Consider the following 16,348-nt stretch of genomic DNA (forward strand, 5'->3'; position numbering starts at 1 on the left):
GCGAATCGGGGTGAAACCCCACGATTCTGCTCTAAGTTGTCCTAATAATCAACTTGGCCTATAATGTTAACCATTAATTTAAGAGGGTAAGTGATTTTTATGACAATGTACGTTCGATTAGCAACCAACGCCGACCTAACGACAATGATGCAAGTAATTGATGAAGGCAAACGGGCCTTAGCAGCCGACCAAATTCCCCAGTGGCAAGATGGTTATCCCCAGGCCAGTGATTTGCAACAAGATATCAACGCTCACAACGCCTGGCTCCTAATCGTAGACGGTCAGGTTGCGGGAACCGCGACGTTGTTGACCCATCCCGACCCCAATTACGCTCATATCTATGACGGAACGTGGGACCCCACAGCGGGCGAACACTACACGTCAATTCACCGAATTGCCATCGCGAGCGGTTATCACGGTCAGCACCTGGCCGACTTTTATTTTAGTAACTTAATGACATTGAGTTATCAACTGGGATTCCACCAGATTCGTATCGATACCCACGCTAAAAACACCCGCATGCAACACGTTATCACCAAGGCTGGCTTTACGTATCGCGGTGTGGTTTACATGGACGGGGATTCAACCGACCAACGCAACGCTTATCAAATCACCCTATAATTAATAACAGAGGCTGTGACTTTTGTCACAGTCTCTGTTATATCTCCGCACAATTACTGTCGAAACGGGTTTCAAAAGTCAGCGGGCTCCGCTTAACCCCGTATGTCAAACAATCCAAGTCCAGGATCGTTCGCCATACGCCGTTAATGCTCACCAGCTAACCGTCTTTTGGCACACTCTGCTTTTTTAGCTTGAGCTTTTAATTTGTAGTTTTCCTTTGTGGCACATCGACAAACGTACGTTGTGGTAAGGAATACAGGTACTGTTGCACAACCGGACGCTGGTACATGGAGCGTAACGCGGCAGCGTAGAGTTCGACTTGACCAGCATAACGCGTCAATAAGTCCGCCGGTTGTTTAACGTGATCGGTTTTATAATCAAACAAGATCAAGCCGTTCGGTGTTTCAAAATAACCGTCAATGATTCCGTGAATCAGTACCCGGGCGTGCTCGTGAACGTCTAACTCGGTAAAAAGCTGGCGCGCAGGCAATAGTAATGAAAACGGAACTTCCCGGTGAACGTTAGCGGGAGCAGCTAGAATTTGTTGCCCCAGCTCACTCGCGTAGAAGCCCACCACGGCGTCAACGTTAATTAATTTTGCGAGTGGTTCCGTTAACACGCGTTTGGCCACCAAATCGTCAATGGTCGTTTGTACCGTTATCGAATTGACTGGTTGGGTCAGATCCAACTGTTCCAAAACTAAGTGGGTAGCACTCCCCACTTCAGCACTGGTTGGTTCCCGCGTCGTTTGCAAGAATTGGGGCATCTCAAGTTCTCCCGTTACGAAACGACTGGTTGGTCGGGCCCGTTTAGCACTGACCGTTGGATTAGCATTCATGCGCGCCGTATCGGGATCTTCAAATATGCGCTTAACTTCCGAGACCGACTGGTAAGCCGTGGTCACCGTTGAAACTTGGTGACCGTATTGAAAGTTTAACAAGTTCGTGAGGTTATCACGGGTCATTTGATCAACGTCAATGGTGACGGCTTGTTCTACCTGACTAACGGCACTTTCGTCCGCCACCGTACTGGTTGTTTGCCGTTGACCAATTGACTGTGCATCACCGAGTTCCAGCGTAAACTTAGTTGGATCCGTGTCTAACGTAAAGGTTGGCCACTCGTCACCCCAGTAATCCTTCATCAGGGGGTGCCGCATGAGGGCCATTCCGACCCAGTCTAATTGGTTATTGGTGCTCGTCCGAACTTGGGCACTTAACACCCGCCCCGAACTGCCAAACCCCTTTCGCCACTTTGCGGTTGCCGCATCAATGGATTCAATCGTTCCCACTAAAAACAGTTGTTGCTGTGCCCGGGTGATGGCGACGTACAATTTACGCATTTCTTCGGCCCGCAACTTTTGACTCACAACTTGCTGAATAACCAGTCGTGGTAACGTCGGGTATTTGACCCGCTGTTCCGGATCCAAATAGTTAATCCCGATACCAGCTTCACGATCCATTAGGGCGTTGGCCCGGGTATCGGTCTGATTAAATCGCTTATCCATGTCCATCAGAAAAATAACCGGGTATTCTAACCCCTTACTCCCGTGAATCGTCATTACACTAACCGCTTCGGTATCGGTCTCAGCGACCGCAGCGGCTAAGTCCTGATCCTTTTCCTGCATCCGTTTAATAAACCGGACAAATTGAAACAGTCCCTTAAAACTTCCCTGTTCATAAGTGTACGCCCGTTCGTACAACGCGTGTAGGTTGGCCTGGCGTTGCGGCCCGGCCGGCATACCACCCACGTAATCCAGAAAACCTGTCTGTTCGTAAATGCGCCAAATTAGCGTCACGATTTGGTTGCGCCGTGCTAGGTCCCGAAACTCCGTTAACTGTCGCATAAACGTTTCAACTTTAGCATATAGTTTGTCACCGTAATCACTGTGATCCGCCGCTGTTGGGTACCGTTGATAAAAATCACGGACGGCCTGGAAATAATCACTCGTTTTATTTTGAATACGTAAATAAACGAGCTGGTTTTCATCCAAGCCCACGATGGGTGAGCGTAACACCGCAACCAGTGGAATATCCTGATAGGGATTGTCAATTACACTGAGCAACGCCATCATAATTCGGATTTCGGTCGTTTGAAAATAATTCTGTGCATCGTTGACTACGATGGGAATGTGGTACTGCTTAAAAATATCAATGATTGTTAAATTATGATTTCGTGTGGGTACGAGTAGCGCCGCATCACTAAAACGAAACGGCCGGTAACGCCCCGTTGAGCGGTCAAAAATTGGGTGTGCCATTTTTTTCAACGCCAAAATCTTTTGAGCAACCATGGTAATACTGCCAATGGACGGGTCGTCAATTGAAAACGCTACTTCCGCTCCCTCCTCATCAGACGAGTGCACCGCCTGATGTTGCGTGGATTCATCCGGAGTGTCCGTGCCCGTTTGGTACAATAACAGACTCGTTGTTTGGGGCATATCTTCCGGGTAGTCTTTGGGACCATACTTCAAATACGCCGCCTGGTCGTACTCAATCTGCCCAACCGGTGCGTCCATTAACTGACTAAAAATTAAATTGGTGAAGTTATCCACGTTTTCCACCGAGCGGAAGTTCTCGGCCAATACGATCCGGTCCCCATGACTGGGATTAGCCCCAAAATCGTGGTATTTATGCAAAAAGAGCAGCGGGTCGGCTAATCGGAATTGATAGATTGACTGCTTTACGTCCCCCACCATAAACATATTACCGGGATCTTTACGGGACAATAATTGCAAAATCGTTTCCTGTAAACTATTAATATCCTGATATTCATCCACCATGACTTCTTCAAACTGAGCCTTAAGTTGGGCCAGCGCTCCCCGTCCACTTTCACTGTCATTCGTCAAGATAGCCAGCGTGAGGTGTTCCAGATCCGAAAAATCAAGGACGTGCCGGCGCCGCTTTTCTAGCGCAAAAGCGGCTTTAAAGCGCTGCGTAGCTCGCACTAATTCACGAACAATCGCCTCCGCGCCCGTCATGACGTCTAAAACCTGCTCTTCATCGGCCGCAAAGTAGCTTTCCGCCAGATTACCCATCTGCTTTTTAACGTCGTCAACTAGGTTCCCCATCGCCTGAGCGCGGGCCGTTTTTTCTGGATCCGTCTTGTAGGTTTTGGTCATGCGCCCAACTTTAAATCCGGTGACCGCGGTCCGCACCGTGTTCCAGCTAGCAGTCGGTAACTCAGTCGCCAACGTCGTTAAATCGGCTTGTGCCGTCTGCACTGCCAAAATCGTTTTGGGCGCTAACGCGGCCGTTTCCGCAATCTGCACCGCTTGTTTCATCTGACCCACTAACGTTTCTAACGTTTGCCGAAGCAGGGGTAACAACCGTTGTTGATAAAAATCAGTCGCCGTTAGTTCGGACCCCTCAAGATGGTAATTTTTCGGTAAAGCCGTTAACCACGCTTCGGGATCCGGCGTTGACTGTGCAAAGTCAAATAACCGAAAAACGAGTTGCCCCAGTCCGTCATCACTGCGATCGTTTGAAAAGTTAGCGGTCAAGAGGTCAAACAGCTGGCCGTCCTCCGCGTACAGCTTCTCACGGACCGCATCCCAAACTTGATCTCGGATCAGCAAGCCCTCGGTGTTATCCGTTAACAATCGGAAGACCGGGTCTAAATCAATTACGTAGTAGTACCGCTGAATCACGCGTAAACAAAAGGCATCCAGCGTACTGATGTTGGCAACTCCTAATAAATTTAATTGTTGTCGTAAGCGCTGCACTGCAGGATCCGCCGTAGTTTTTGACGCATCCGCCGTCATCAGCTGTGAGATCCGTTTATTAATCTGCGACTCCAATTTCTGCTTCATGTGTTTGGCAGCCAAATTGGTAAACGTCACGACGAGCAACTGGTCCACGTTGGTCCCCGCCAAAATTTTACGCATAATACGTTCAATTAAAACGGTCGTTTTTCCGGAACCGGCGGAAGCGGAAACTAACAGGTTGTTTCCCTGCTGACTAATTACTGCTTGTTGACTCTCGGTGTACTGTGTTTTTGCACTCATTAGTTATTTTCCTCCAGTTCCGCCTTTAGCCGGGCTAACACTTCCGCCGGTTTCAAAGGCTCTAAATCACGATAATTATTCTCCGGGAGCATCGCGTCAAACTGCATAATGGCTAGGTACGGCGAATATTGCAACGCGGTCGTCTTATCATTTAAACGGATTGGATTTAAATCAATACTCCCGGCAAATATGGCTTCGGCAGCTTTAACAATCAACTGACTATTATGTTGCAATAGCCGTTCCAACTGCGCGTTGGTTACCAGTGACTGTCCAATCCCACCACTGTACGAACCGTCCTTTTTACGGCGGAACGGATAAACTTTGGAGGTACCGGTCGTATCTTGCAGCTCGCTATCCAAATGGTCCAACAGTTGGGGGTCATCAACCAGGATGCCCCGATATTTATTTTCCTTAAGCAGGGCGTCTTCAAATCCCGACTTCAGGTCCTTTGGCTTTAAAATGGGATTTTGAATATGCATATACAGCGCCCCTGCCAGTTGAATGGCCGTACTACGGTCACCAACGATGGTCTGCTCGTTATGCAACACTGCGTCCAAATAGGTCAACATCTGCATCGCTAACCCGTAGTAAGCTTCTCCAAAGTTAAATTTATGTTGGGATGATTTATAATCAACGATTCCTAAGTAGCGTTGATCAGCAACCTGAATTTCGTCTAACCGGTCAATCTTGCCCCGTACGTGTACGCTATGCGTTGCGTCCACTTGAAAATCAAGGGCCTTTAAGCCGTGTTCCTTACCCACGTTTCCAAACAGTAATTCCGTTTGAATCGGCTGCGCTGCGGACCGCTTGCCCTGATTCCGGATGGCAAATGCAATCTGTCGGACGGTACTGATCAGTTGCCGTTGAATATAGGCCATGCGGTTGGAACTCGTCAAAATGGTGAACTGGGGTTGATCCAAGACCCGTTTAGTGACGGTCTCCAAGTACTGACTCAACTCACGGTCCGCAACACTTGCCAACGGCACCTGGTCCGCCCGGATGGCTTTAATTAACCCATCCAAAACGGCGTGGAAAAATTCTCCGGTACTAGCCGCGGACAACTCAAACACGTCCCGTTCACGTAACTTTAAGCCGTACTTCAGGAAGTAAGCGTAACGGTTCCGGTAAAACTCTTCCAATTTTGAAATTGATGTATAAATTTGATTACCATATAAGGCCGATACACTTGCCTTGCTCAAATCACTGGGCTGATTACGATAACTCAAACCAGCCAGTAATTGCTGTGATAACGCACCAAATTGGGGATCCTGAGTCAGTTGCCGTCGTAACCACACCCACACGGGCGCCGGTTGAATTGGCGTCAGGCCGCTGTGTTGACGATCGGCATTGGTAGTCAACACGTCCCGGTAAACTTGAATGACGTGACTGATTGTTCGCCGCTTAGTTGCCACAAAGGGCCGCACACTGGCACTCTCCGGGTCGGGAATCGTCAAATAAGTATGATTTTTCAGTCGAAAATGTTTTTGAATTCGTACCACGTAGTTAGACCAATTCAAGTCAGTTTCCTGATCATCCTTCAACGGCGCACTCAGAAATAACTGTTCCCGTGCGCTTAAAAAAGCGGTGTAGTTTAAGAAGCTTTCATCCCCCAGTTGAACGACGGCCGAGTCACTCAAAAAGCGGTCGTCACCAAGTTGCTTGATAGCCGGCTGCAAAGTCGCTTTATCCACGTCGCTGAGTAAGTTATTCGTCACGATGCGATCGGGCATCACTAGGTCAGTCGCCCCAATCATAAAGACTACCCGGCGATCCTGGCTTTGAACCATCCCGCTTTCAGAAACTAGTACTTGGTCTAACGTTGACGGAATCTGTGAATAGCTGGCCCCTTCAAAACCGGCCTGTAGTAGTGCCAGGAAATCGGTACTATCAAACGGCTCATCGCCTAAAATGGCGACGTATTCATCAAGCATCTGACAAAAAGTCTGCCAAGTCTGTTCCGGCTCAGCCGCGGCCGCCACGTCCTGTTGGTCTAACGCTTGATCTCGCCAGACCAGCAGTTGCGTCGTCACGCCACACTGATCCAAGAAATTAACTAACACGGTCGCCGCGCTCCGCCCATCTACTGCCGCCTTCAGCGCCTTAAAGAATGGCGGAAAAGTAGTCGCAACGAAGTGGTGAATTAAATTGATTTGTTTTGAAATAGCGGCATTTTTATCCGTTTCCACCCCAGCGTCACCCTCGGTCAACGCAAAGTATTGCCAGTCCGCTTCCTGCGTCCACCGGTTACCGCTATAGCCGCTTTTCAGAATAAAGTTTTCAGTAAGGTCCACCGCTTGCCGGTATGCCTGGTGGTCCATCGGCTGCCCGTCAACCGTTGGTATAATCAATTCCGTTTTTAAAATCCGCATCACGTCACGGTACTGATAGTTTGACGCGTCCAATTCAAACAGGGCGGTAATCAGTTCGACGAGGGGGTGATCCGCCATTGACCGTTGGAGATCAACAAAATACGGAATCTCCAACTGATGCAGCGTTGGTGCCAGCATGGTTTGGTAGCTATTCAAGTGACGCGTCATGATCAAAAAATCCCGGTAATGGTAATCATCTTCCGGATTTTCATGTTTTTGAGCTACCATGGCCCGAATCATGCGACCAACTTGGGCTAACTCATTTTGGCGACTATCAGCACGGAAAACGTGCACGTGTTGATTGGCTGGCTCAGAACCACTGCCCGCCCGTGGCCGTCCCCGCCAATAATCGTCTAAGGCCGCTAAACCGACGCTGACCCGCGGAGTGGTCGCGTGAAGGTCGTTTAATACGGGAATCTTGCGTGCCCGAGCGTATTGGTATAAGCGGTAGTATAGCCGTTGTGACTGGTAAAATAAGGTCCCGTTTTCCGGGACGTGGTCGGTCACCTTCTTATCCAAAATCAAGCTAATCGTCACGTCGGCTCCGCGCTCTAACAAAGTCGTCACGATTCCCTGTTCCTGTGAAGACAGCTGAGTAAACTGTTCTAAGTAAACGTGGGTACCATGGAGGTCCTGGTGCCGCAGATAGCCGTTTAATTGTGCTAAAACGTCGGCGGGTTTTAAGTACTTTCCCGCCGTCGCAGTCGTAAAATCAGCGTAAACAATCGCCAGATCGTGCAGCTTGGCCTGCAAATCACCCGTAGTGGCGTTTTCTGCGAGTTGGCGTACGTCTTCAGGTTGAAGGTTGGCAACTTGTAATTCGTTAATTTCCTTGGCCAATTGGGTCACAAAACCTGGTTGTGAAATTTCGCCACCAAATAACCGTAAGTCGTCGGCGTGCTGCCGTAAAATACGGTACAACAACATGTCGATTCCAGCGGCTGATAACCGGGGAACCTGGTAAGCCGCTTCATTTTTCATTAAGTACCAGGCTAAGCGGGTAAACGAAAAAATTTGCACCCGGCTTTGGGCGTACAGGTCAGGTTGATCAAAGGCCCGTGATAACCGGGTCAAAACGTCAACTTCGGTATCAAACTTAACGTGATTAGGCACCAAGTAAAACAGTTGATCTTGGGGATACGCCGCTAACGTTTTAACCAGTTGGCGCACCATCAACTCCCGGTGGTCGGTCTTGGCCGAACCTAGTACAAATTGTAAACTCACCGCAAATTCCTCCTCAAAATCTGAACAGACGTTCTCATTAGTTTAGTCTCATTATCGCATAGTTTGCGAGACAAAAAAACACTTCCGACGGATCTTGCTAGTTTCTTTTACAGCCCATAACCTGGGCCTAAACCTATCAAACCAGCCCACGTCATCAAATTCCATTTTCTAACTAGCTACACACCGCTGCCAATAAACCAAACACAACTTTAAAGGGAACCAACGCCCCAAACAATTGAGTCATTGATTCCCTTAATTTTTTAAAAATCAGCGTCTCACAACGAACGTTCAACTGATTCTATTGTTTTGGATCCCAGTGTTGCGGATCCTTACGCCACGTGTGCAGTGACGCTAACTCAGCGTCGTTAATGTCCCCCTTCTCACGGGCAACTTTAATCAGGGTCGTGTAGTTTGACAAACTGAATAGCGGTAACTTAGCCGCCTCAAAGTTAGTCGTCGCCGCGCCCAAACCGTAGCTGAAAATCGACCCAACTGCCAGGATATCGCCGCCTTCAGCCTGAACCGCTTTAGCCGCCTGCAAAACGCTTCCACCAGTTGAAATTAAGTCATCTAACATCACAACTTTTTCGCCAGCTTTTAACACCCCTTCGATTTGCCGACCAGCACCGTGATCCTTAGGCTTTGAACGCACGTAAATCAATGGTAAGTCGAGTAATTGAGCTACCCAAGCTGCGTGCGGAATGCCCGCCGTAGCGACCCCGGCAATCACCTGAGTATCGGGATAGTCCCGTTTAATGATGGCCGCAATGCCAGCCGCAATGTGCTGGCGGACCTGCGGGTAAGAGATCGTCAACCGGTTATCCGTGTAAATTGGGCTATGAATTCCACTGGCCCACGTAAACGGGGCGTTAGGACGTAAGGTAACGGCCTGAATTGATAACAGGTCACGCGCAATGGTTGCTGCAATTTCAGTCATTATTGGCCACTCCATTCTTGAACTATTTGTTGATAAGCGTTAACCGGGGCGCTGGCCCGGGTGATTGGTCGTCCAACCACTAAACCGTTACTGCCCGCTTTAGCGGCCGCGACGGGGGTCATCACCCGTTGTTGATCATCCGCTTGGGCACTCGCCGGTCGAATACCGGGCGTGATTCCCAGAAAATCGGAACCCACGGCGCTGTGAATGGCCGCAACTTCTTGAGCAGAACAAATCACCCCGTCACAGCCGCTGCGTTTGGCAAGGTCGGCGTAGTGGACGACACTTTGTTGTACCGTACCAGCAATCTGCTGATCTTCGTTTAAAATTGTTTGGTTCGTCGACGTCAGCTGAGTGATTGCTAGTAGCTTGGGAGCCGGTAAGCCTTGACTCGCCGCACCCGCTACTAAACCACGCTTCGCCGCGGCCAACATCACGTGACCACCCGCCGCGTGTACCGTCGTGTAGGTGACCCCTAATTGCCCGATCACCCGCATGCCCGCTTCCACGGTATTCGGGATATCGTGGAGCTTTAAATCGAGAAAAACCGCGTGGCCCCGGTCCTGAACGGCCTTAACGATGGCCGGTCCCGCCGCGTAAAATAACTCCATGCCAATTTTCACGGTGACGTGCAGGGCCGCCGGAAACTGGTCCAAAAAGGTTAACGCTTGCTCAGCCGTGGGAAAGTCTAACGCAATGATTACTGGTCGCTTCATCCCTGCACCTCCGTAATCAAGTCTTGTAAACTACTGATTCCGTACTTATCCATCGCTGCCGGTAAGCCGGCGATGATATCGGTACAAGCGGTCGGGTGCCCGTACGTCGCGGCCCCAACTTGTACCGCGTTGGCACCGGCTAAATAAAATTCCAGGACGTCCGCGGGACTGAAGACTCCCCCGACCCCAATGATCGGTAACTTTGTTTGCTGACGAACTTGGTGAATCATCCGCACCGCTAACGGGTGAATGGCTTTGCCGGACAAGCCCCCGGTGCCGTGTGCCAAAATTGGCTTACGGGTCGCCAGGTCAATGCCCATCCCGGTCAGCGTATTGATCATTGTCAACCCACTGGCACCACCGGCTTCGGCCGCTTGCGCAATTGGCACAATGTCGGTCACGTTCGGCGTCAATTTCATAAAGACCGGTTTATCAACCGCGTCCACGATTTTTCGGGTCAATTGTTCCACCGTTACCGGGTCGGTTCCAAACGCCAAACCGCCGTGATCCACGTTTGGACACGAAATGTTAATTTCTAACAGTTTCACGTTTGGTGCGGTTGCCATCTGTTGCGCCACCGTCACGTACTCGTCAAAACTAGCGCCGGCCACGCTGCCGATAATTGGCAGTTCCGGGTAGTTGGTTGCCAACCACGGTAACTTCTCAGCTAAAACGGCCTTGATTCCCGGATTTTTTAAACCGATTGCGTTCAACCAACCGGCCGTAGTTGGTGCGGTGGTTGGCCGGGGATTACCCACCTTGGGTTCGGCGGTCGTCGATTTGATCACCAGGCCGCCGAGGGCCCCTAGATCCAACTGCTTTGCCATGCTCTGCCCGTACGCCGCCGTACCACTTGCCGGCATGACCGGATTTTTTAGTGTGACCCCCGCTAAATCTACTGTTAACCGTCCCATGTGTAATTCCTCCTATAACGCCTGTGTGACGAATGATTGTGATTCCCGAACTTGTAAAATGGCCGCGACCGTATCCAGCGCGGTAAACAACGGAATACCGTGGGCAATCGACGTGTTCCGGATCAGCGCTCCGTCATCGGCCGCTTGTTCTTCGTCGGAAACGGTATTGATTACGACCTGAATTTGTCCCGCTTCCATCTGGTGCAGGAGGTCGTCTTCACCGTTGGTAATTTTCTTAACGACAGTAACCGGTAAGTCGTGATCAGTCAAGTAACTGGCCGTCCCCCGCGTTGCTAAGAGCTGGTACCCCAGCGCGTGGAACCGTTGCGCTAGTTTGAAGGCTTCCGGTTTGTCATCGTCCTTGACCGTAATGAGCACGTTTCCGTGACTCGGCACGTGTAACTTAGCCGCTTCAAACGCTTTATACAACGCCTTAGCCATCGTTTTATCGGAGCCCATGACTTCACCCGTTGACTTCATTTCGGGTCCCAGCAAACTATCAACCTGGTTCAGCTTCGAGAAGGAAAATACCGGTGCCTTCACGTGAACGAGGGCGCCTGGTTTTACTAAGCCGGTTTCAAAGCCCTGCGCTTGTAAAGACTGCCCCAAGATCACCCGGGTCGCCACTTGGGCCATCGAGATGTCGGTCACCTTACTTAAGAACGGCACCGTTCGACTAGCCCGCGGGTTAACTTCAATCACGTAGACTTGTTCATCGTGAATGACGAACTGAATGTTCATCATCCCCACGCAGTTCAGCGCGATTGCAAGTTGCTCCGTGTACTTAACAATTTGAGCTTGAACCGCAGCCGATAACGACTGTGGCGGGTAAACTGCCATCGAATCCCCGGAGTGGACCCCGGCCCGTTCAATGTGTTCCATGATCCCCGGAATCAGGACGGTCTCACCATCACAGATGGCGTCCACTTCACACTCCTTACCAACCAAGTAACGGTCGATCAGGACCGGGTGATCGTGGGAAACTTTAACGGCGTTATGCATGTAGTAGTCTAAGTCGGCCCGTTTCTTAACGATTTCCATCGCCCGGCCGCCTAAAACGTAACTCGGCCGAACCAGTACCGGATAGCCCAGTTTGTCAGCAATCGTTAACGCGGTTTCCTCGTCACTAGCCGTATCACCGGCCGGTTGTGGAATTTGTAGGGCTTTGATGACCTTATCAAATTCGTCCCGGTCCTCGGCACGGTTCACGTCGGTAACGCTAGTTCCTAAAATTTTAACGCCGTGGTCGGCCAGCGGTTTAGCTAAGTTAATCGCCGTTTGCCCACCAAACTGAACGATGACCCCGAGTGGTTTTTCAAGTTCGATCACGTTTAGCACGTCTTCAATCGTCAGCGGTTCAAAGTATAATTTATCGGAAACCGAGAAGTCGGTCGAAACCGTTTCGGGGTTACTGTTCATGATAATGGCTTCGTAACCAGCCTTTTGAATCGCCTTGACGGAGTGCACGGTCGCGTAGTCAAATTCAACCCCTTGCCCGATACGAATCGGCCCCGAACCTAAAACGAGCACGGACGGTTTCTGATCAACGTGACTTTCATTTTCAAACTCGTAAGTCCCGTAATAATACGGCGTCGTCGATTCAAATTCACCGGCACAGGTATCCACCATTTTATAAACCAGCTTCAACTGGTGACTCTCTCGGAACTGCCGAACGTCGTCAATTTGTTCGTGCCAAAGATCGGCGACGGTCTGATCCGCAAAGCCGTTACGTTTAGCGGTCGTTAGCACGTCGAGGTCATCAACGTGCTGCTTCAACGCCCGCTCAATTTCAATAATGTGCAGCAATTTGTCCAGGAAGAACACGTTAATCTTAGTGAGTTCCGCGAGATCTTCAATCGTGTAGCCACGGCGAATGGCTTCCGCCAAGTAAAACAGGCGGTCATCCTGGGCGTGGATCAACTTATCACTTAAAACGTCGTCATCGACGCCTTTAAGCGCTGGCTCTTCGATGTGGTGCACCCCAATTTCCAACGACCGGACCGCTTTAAGCGTGGCTTCTTCAATGTTACGACCAATCGCCATCACTTCACCGGTCGCCTTCATTTGAGTACCGAGCCGGCGGTCCGCCTTGGTAAACTTGTCAAACGGCCAACGGGGAATCTTGCAAACCACGTAATCCAACGCCGGTTCAAACTCCGCGTAAGTCGTCCCGGTCACCGGGTTCTTAATTTCATCTAAGTGCAAGCCCACCGCAATTTTGGCGGCCATCTTAGCAATCGGATAACCGGTCGCCTTGGAAGCCAAGGCGGAAGAACGGCTGACCCGCGGGTTAACTTCAATAATGTAGTATTTGAAGCTATTCGGGTCGAGGGCCAACTGCACGTTGCAGCCCCCTTCGATTTTCAACGCCCGGATAATTTTTAAGGAGGCGTCCCGTAACATTTGCACTTCCCGGTCCGCTAAGGTCTGAACCGGCGCGTACACGATCGAGTCCCCGGTATGGATACCGACCGGGTCAAAGTTTTCCATGTTGCAGACGACCATCGCGTTATCGGCGGCGTCGCGCATCACTTCAAATTCAATTTCCTTGTAACCGGCAATACTTTGTTCAATCAAAACTTGGGTGACCGGTGACAGTGCCAACCCGTTTTCGGCGATATCGTGAAGTTCTTTGGCATTTTCGGCAATCCCACCACCAGTGCCCCCCATCGTGAAAGCGGGACGAACGATGACTGGGTAGCCAGATTTATCAGCAAACGCTAAGGCTTCTTCAACCGTGTGCGCAATGCCGGAAGCCGGCACCGGTTCACCTAGTTTTTCCATTAATTCCTTGAACTGTTCGCGATCTTCGGCTTGGTCGATTGCACTTAACTTGGTTCCCAGTAGTTCAATGTGCAGTTCCTTCAAGATCCCGGACTTGGAAAGTTCCATCGCCATGTTTAACCCTTGCTGGCCCCCTAGCGTTGGTAAAATGGCGTCGGGGCGTTCCTTCCGTAGAATCTGAGAAACAAATTCTAAGGTGATGGGTTCCAGGTAAACTTGGTCGGCAATCTCTTTATCCGTCATGATGGTGGCCGGGTTAGAATTGACCAACACCACTTCATAATCGAGCTCCTTTAAGGCTAAGCAAGCTTGCGTTCCTGAGTAATCAAATTCAGCGGCCTGGCCAATAATAATCGGACCAGAACCAATGACCATAATCTTATGAATATCTGTGCGTTTAGGCATTGAACTTGCTTCCTTTCCGGGCCACTTGATGGGCCGCCATTAAATCAATAAATTCATCAAAAATGTGATCCGCATCGTGGGGACCCGGCGCAGCGTCCGGGTGGTACTGCACGGAAAAGGCCGCGTAATCCCGGTGACGCAGGCCTTCCACGGTGTCATCGTTGATTTCTTCGTGGGTGATCATCAGGTCGGTATTCGCTAGTGATTCACGGGAAACCGCGTAACCGTGGTTCTGTGACGTAAAGTCGATCCGCCCAGTCGCAATTTCACGGACCGGGTGGTTAAAGCCGCGGTGACCAAACTTCATCTTGAAAGTATCGGCACCGTTGGCTAACGCGAATAACTGGTGACCTAAGCAAATGCCGAATAACGGAATGTGCTTTTCAACTTCGCGAATCATCGGCAACGCACTGGGAACGTCCTTCGGGTCACCAGGCCCGTTCGTTAACATGACGCCGTCGGGGTTAAGCGCCATGATTTCGGACGCCGTGGTATTGTACGGTAATACCGTTAAGTTACAGTGGCGTTTGGCCAGTTCGCGCAGAATGGAATGTTTCAAGCCAAAGTCCACGACCACCACGTTCGGACCAGTCGCCGGGTTCGGGTAGGCGTTATGGGTTGAACTTTCCGCCACGACCGCCTTACCAAGCTCGGTCACTTTTAAGCGTTCGACCGTGTCCGGTAACACTTCGTCCACGATAGTCGCCTTCATCGCACCCTTTTCACGGATATGTTTCGTGACCGCCCGGGTATCAATATCGGTAATTCCCGGAATATCGTTTTGTTTTAAATAATCATCTAGTGACATTTCACTGCGCCAATTGCTGGCACGCCGAGCAACTTCGTGAACCACGACCCCCTTACAAGTCGGGGTGATTGATTCGTGGTCGTCGCGATTAATACCATAATTACCAATCAACGGGTACGTAAACATCAAAATTTCACCGTTATACGATTGGTCGGTGATGGATTCCTGATAGCCACTCATCCCGGTATTAAAAACCAGTTCGCCGACCGTGGCCGTTGGTGCCCCAAAACCAGTTCCTGGGTAAATCTTCCCGTCGGCTAATACTAAGTATCGTTTCATTTTTGCTGGTCCTTTCCGTAAACCACTTGGCCGTCCACTAAGGTCATTAACACGTCCCCATAAACGTGCCAGCCAATAAATGGTGAATTGTGTCCCTTGGATAACATTTGCTCCGCTTTAATTTCGTATTCATGATCTAAGTCAATGATCGTCAGGTCCGCCGGTGCGCCCACCTTTAACTGACCGGCCGCCTTAAGCCCAAAGAGTTGTGCGGGGCGGGTGCTCATTAGCTCAATCAACCGGTCCAAGCTCATTAAGCGGGTCTTTACAAAGGTCGTGTACATCGTGGCAAACGCCGTTTCAATCCCGGTAATCCCAAACGCGGCCGTTCGCATACTCCCTTGTTTTTCCGCGTCAGTGTGGGGGGCGTGGTCGGTCGCAATGATGTCGATCGTCCCGTCCAACAACCCGGCAACCAGCGCCGCGCGGTCCTTAGGGGAGCGCAGCGGTGGGTTCATCTTGAGCATCGGGTTGTCCATCGTAATGTCTTCGTCGGTCAATAACAGGTGGTGCGGTGACGCTTCACAGGTCACGTTGATTCCGGCCCGCTTGGCGTCGCGGATCACCCGGATACTTTCAGCCGTTGAAACGTGGCAAACGTGGTAGTGGACACCACTTGCTTCCGCGAGCATCACGTCACGAGCAACCTGAGCCGCTTCCGAAACGTTGTTGATTCCCGGCAAGCCTAAGCGTTCCGCAACCGGGCCAGCGTTCATCACACCACCCTGGTACAAGGAATCGTCCTCAACGTGGGCCGCTAACGGTAATCCCGCCTTCGCCGCGCCGCACATCGCCTGATACATGGTTCCGGCCGTTTGAACTCCGGAACCATCGTTACTAACCGCAAAGGCGCCGGCCCGCTTAACACCTTCAAAATCAACTAATTCTTCACTCGTTCGCCCCTTGGTGATGCTAGCGTACTGGGCCACGTGGACGTGGGCTTCTTCCCGATTCTTGGCAACCATCGCCGCCACCTTTTGCGGTGTATCCGGTACCGGGTCCACGTTAGGCATGGCACCCACGGTCGTAAATCCGCCGTGAGCCGCCGCTAACGTTCCGGTTGCAATGGTTTCTTTGGCCGTCTGTCCGGGGTCGCGTAAATGCACGTGCACGTCGACTAAACCGGGGCTAACAAAGTGGTGGTCGGCACAAATAACGTGTTCCGCCGCGCCGTATTGTTCATTGAGCCGGTGCCCAATGGCCTGAATGTGACCGTCGTTGATCAAAATATCGTTGGTAACGAGTTGGTGATCCATTAACACCTGCGCGTTTTTAATTAAAGTTGCCATGG

9 protein-coding genes are annotated in these 16,348 nt (G+C 50.7%); 1 reads left to right on the forward strand and 8 read right to left on the reverse strand.

The genetic code is table 11. The features are described 5' to 3' along the window. Positions 1 to 99 precede the first annotated feature (99 nt). Positions 100 to 621: a GNAT family N-acetyltransferase gene (locus D1831_RS06265; protein ID WP_125072076.1), complete on the forward strand. Its 522-nt coding sequence runs from the start codon at positions 100 to 102 to the stop codon at positions 619 to 621. A gap of 199 nt (positions 622 to 820) precedes the next feature. Here D1831_RS06265 and addA read toward each other — a convergent pair whose 3' ends face one another. The 8 genes from addA to D1831_RS06305 form a co-directional block, all read right to left on the reverse strand. Further along, on the reverse strand, positions 821 to 4,621 hold the full coding sequence (addA, locus tag D1831_RS06270) for a helicase-exonuclease AddAB subunit AddA (RefSeq protein WP_125072077.1): 3,801 nt from the start codon (positions 4,619 to 4,621) through the stop codon (positions 821 to 823). Next, positions 4,621 to 8,214, reverse strand: a complete 3,594-nt coding sequence (locus tag D1831_RS06275) for a PD-(D/E)XK nuclease family protein (RefSeq protein ID WP_125072078.1) — start codon at positions 8,212 to 8,214, stop codon at positions 4,621 to 4,623. Before D1831_RS06275 ends, addA begins: the two co-directional genes overlap by 1 nt. Before the next feature lie 298 nt (positions 8,215 to 8,512). Then, positions 8,513 to 9,151, reverse strand: a complete 639-nt coding sequence (pyrE, locus tag D1831_RS06280) for an orotate phosphoribosyltransferase (RefSeq protein WP_125072079.1) — start codon at positions 9,149 to 9,151, stop codon at positions 8,513 to 8,515. After that, positions 9,151 to 9,867: an orotidine-5'-phosphate decarboxylase gene (gene pyrF, locus D1831_RS06285; protein ID WP_125072080.1), complete on the reverse strand. Its 717-nt coding sequence runs from the start codon at positions 9,865 to 9,867 to the stop codon at positions 9,151 to 9,153. Before pyrF ends, pyrE begins: the two co-directional genes overlap by 1 nt. Then, on the reverse strand, positions 9,864 to 10,781 hold the full coding sequence (locus D1831_RS06290; RefSeq protein ID WP_125072081.1) for a dihydroorotate dehydrogenase: 918 nt from the start codon (positions 10,779 to 10,781) through the stop codon (positions 9,864 to 9,866). The genes pyrF and D1831_RS06290 overlap by 4 nt, the downstream gene beginning before the upstream one ends. 12 nt (positions 10,782 to 10,793) lie before the next feature. Beyond that, complete coding sequence (gene carB / locus D1831_RS06295; RefSeq protein ID WP_125072082.1) at positions 10,794 to 13,970, reverse strand: carbamoyl-phosphate synthase large subunit; 3,177 nt, start codon at positions 13,968 to 13,970, stop codon at positions 10,794 to 10,796. Beyond that, a complete protein-coding gene (locus D1831_RS06300; protein ID WP_125072083.1) occupies positions 13,963 to 15,057 on the reverse strand; it encodes a carbamoyl phosphate synthase small subunit in 1,095 nt (364 codons plus the stop codon). Before D1831_RS06300 ends, carB begins: the two co-directional genes overlap by 8 nt. After that, the gene (locus D1831_RS06305; RefSeq protein ID WP_125072084.1) at positions 15,054 to 16,346 is read right to left on the reverse strand and encodes a dihydroorotase; all 1,293 of its coding nucleotides are present in this window, start codon (positions 16,344 to 16,346) and stop codon (positions 15,054 to 15,056) included. Before D1831_RS06305 ends, D1831_RS06300 begins: the two co-directional genes overlap by 4 nt. Between the last annotated feature and the right edge of the window lie 2 nt (positions 16,347 to 16,348).

Origin of the sequence: Lactiplantibacillus garii, assembly GCF_003885105.1 — a bacterium.
Taxonomy (GTDB): domain Bacteria; phylum Bacillota; class Bacilli; order Lactobacillales; family Lactobacillaceae; genus Lactiplantibacillus; species Lactiplantibacillus garii.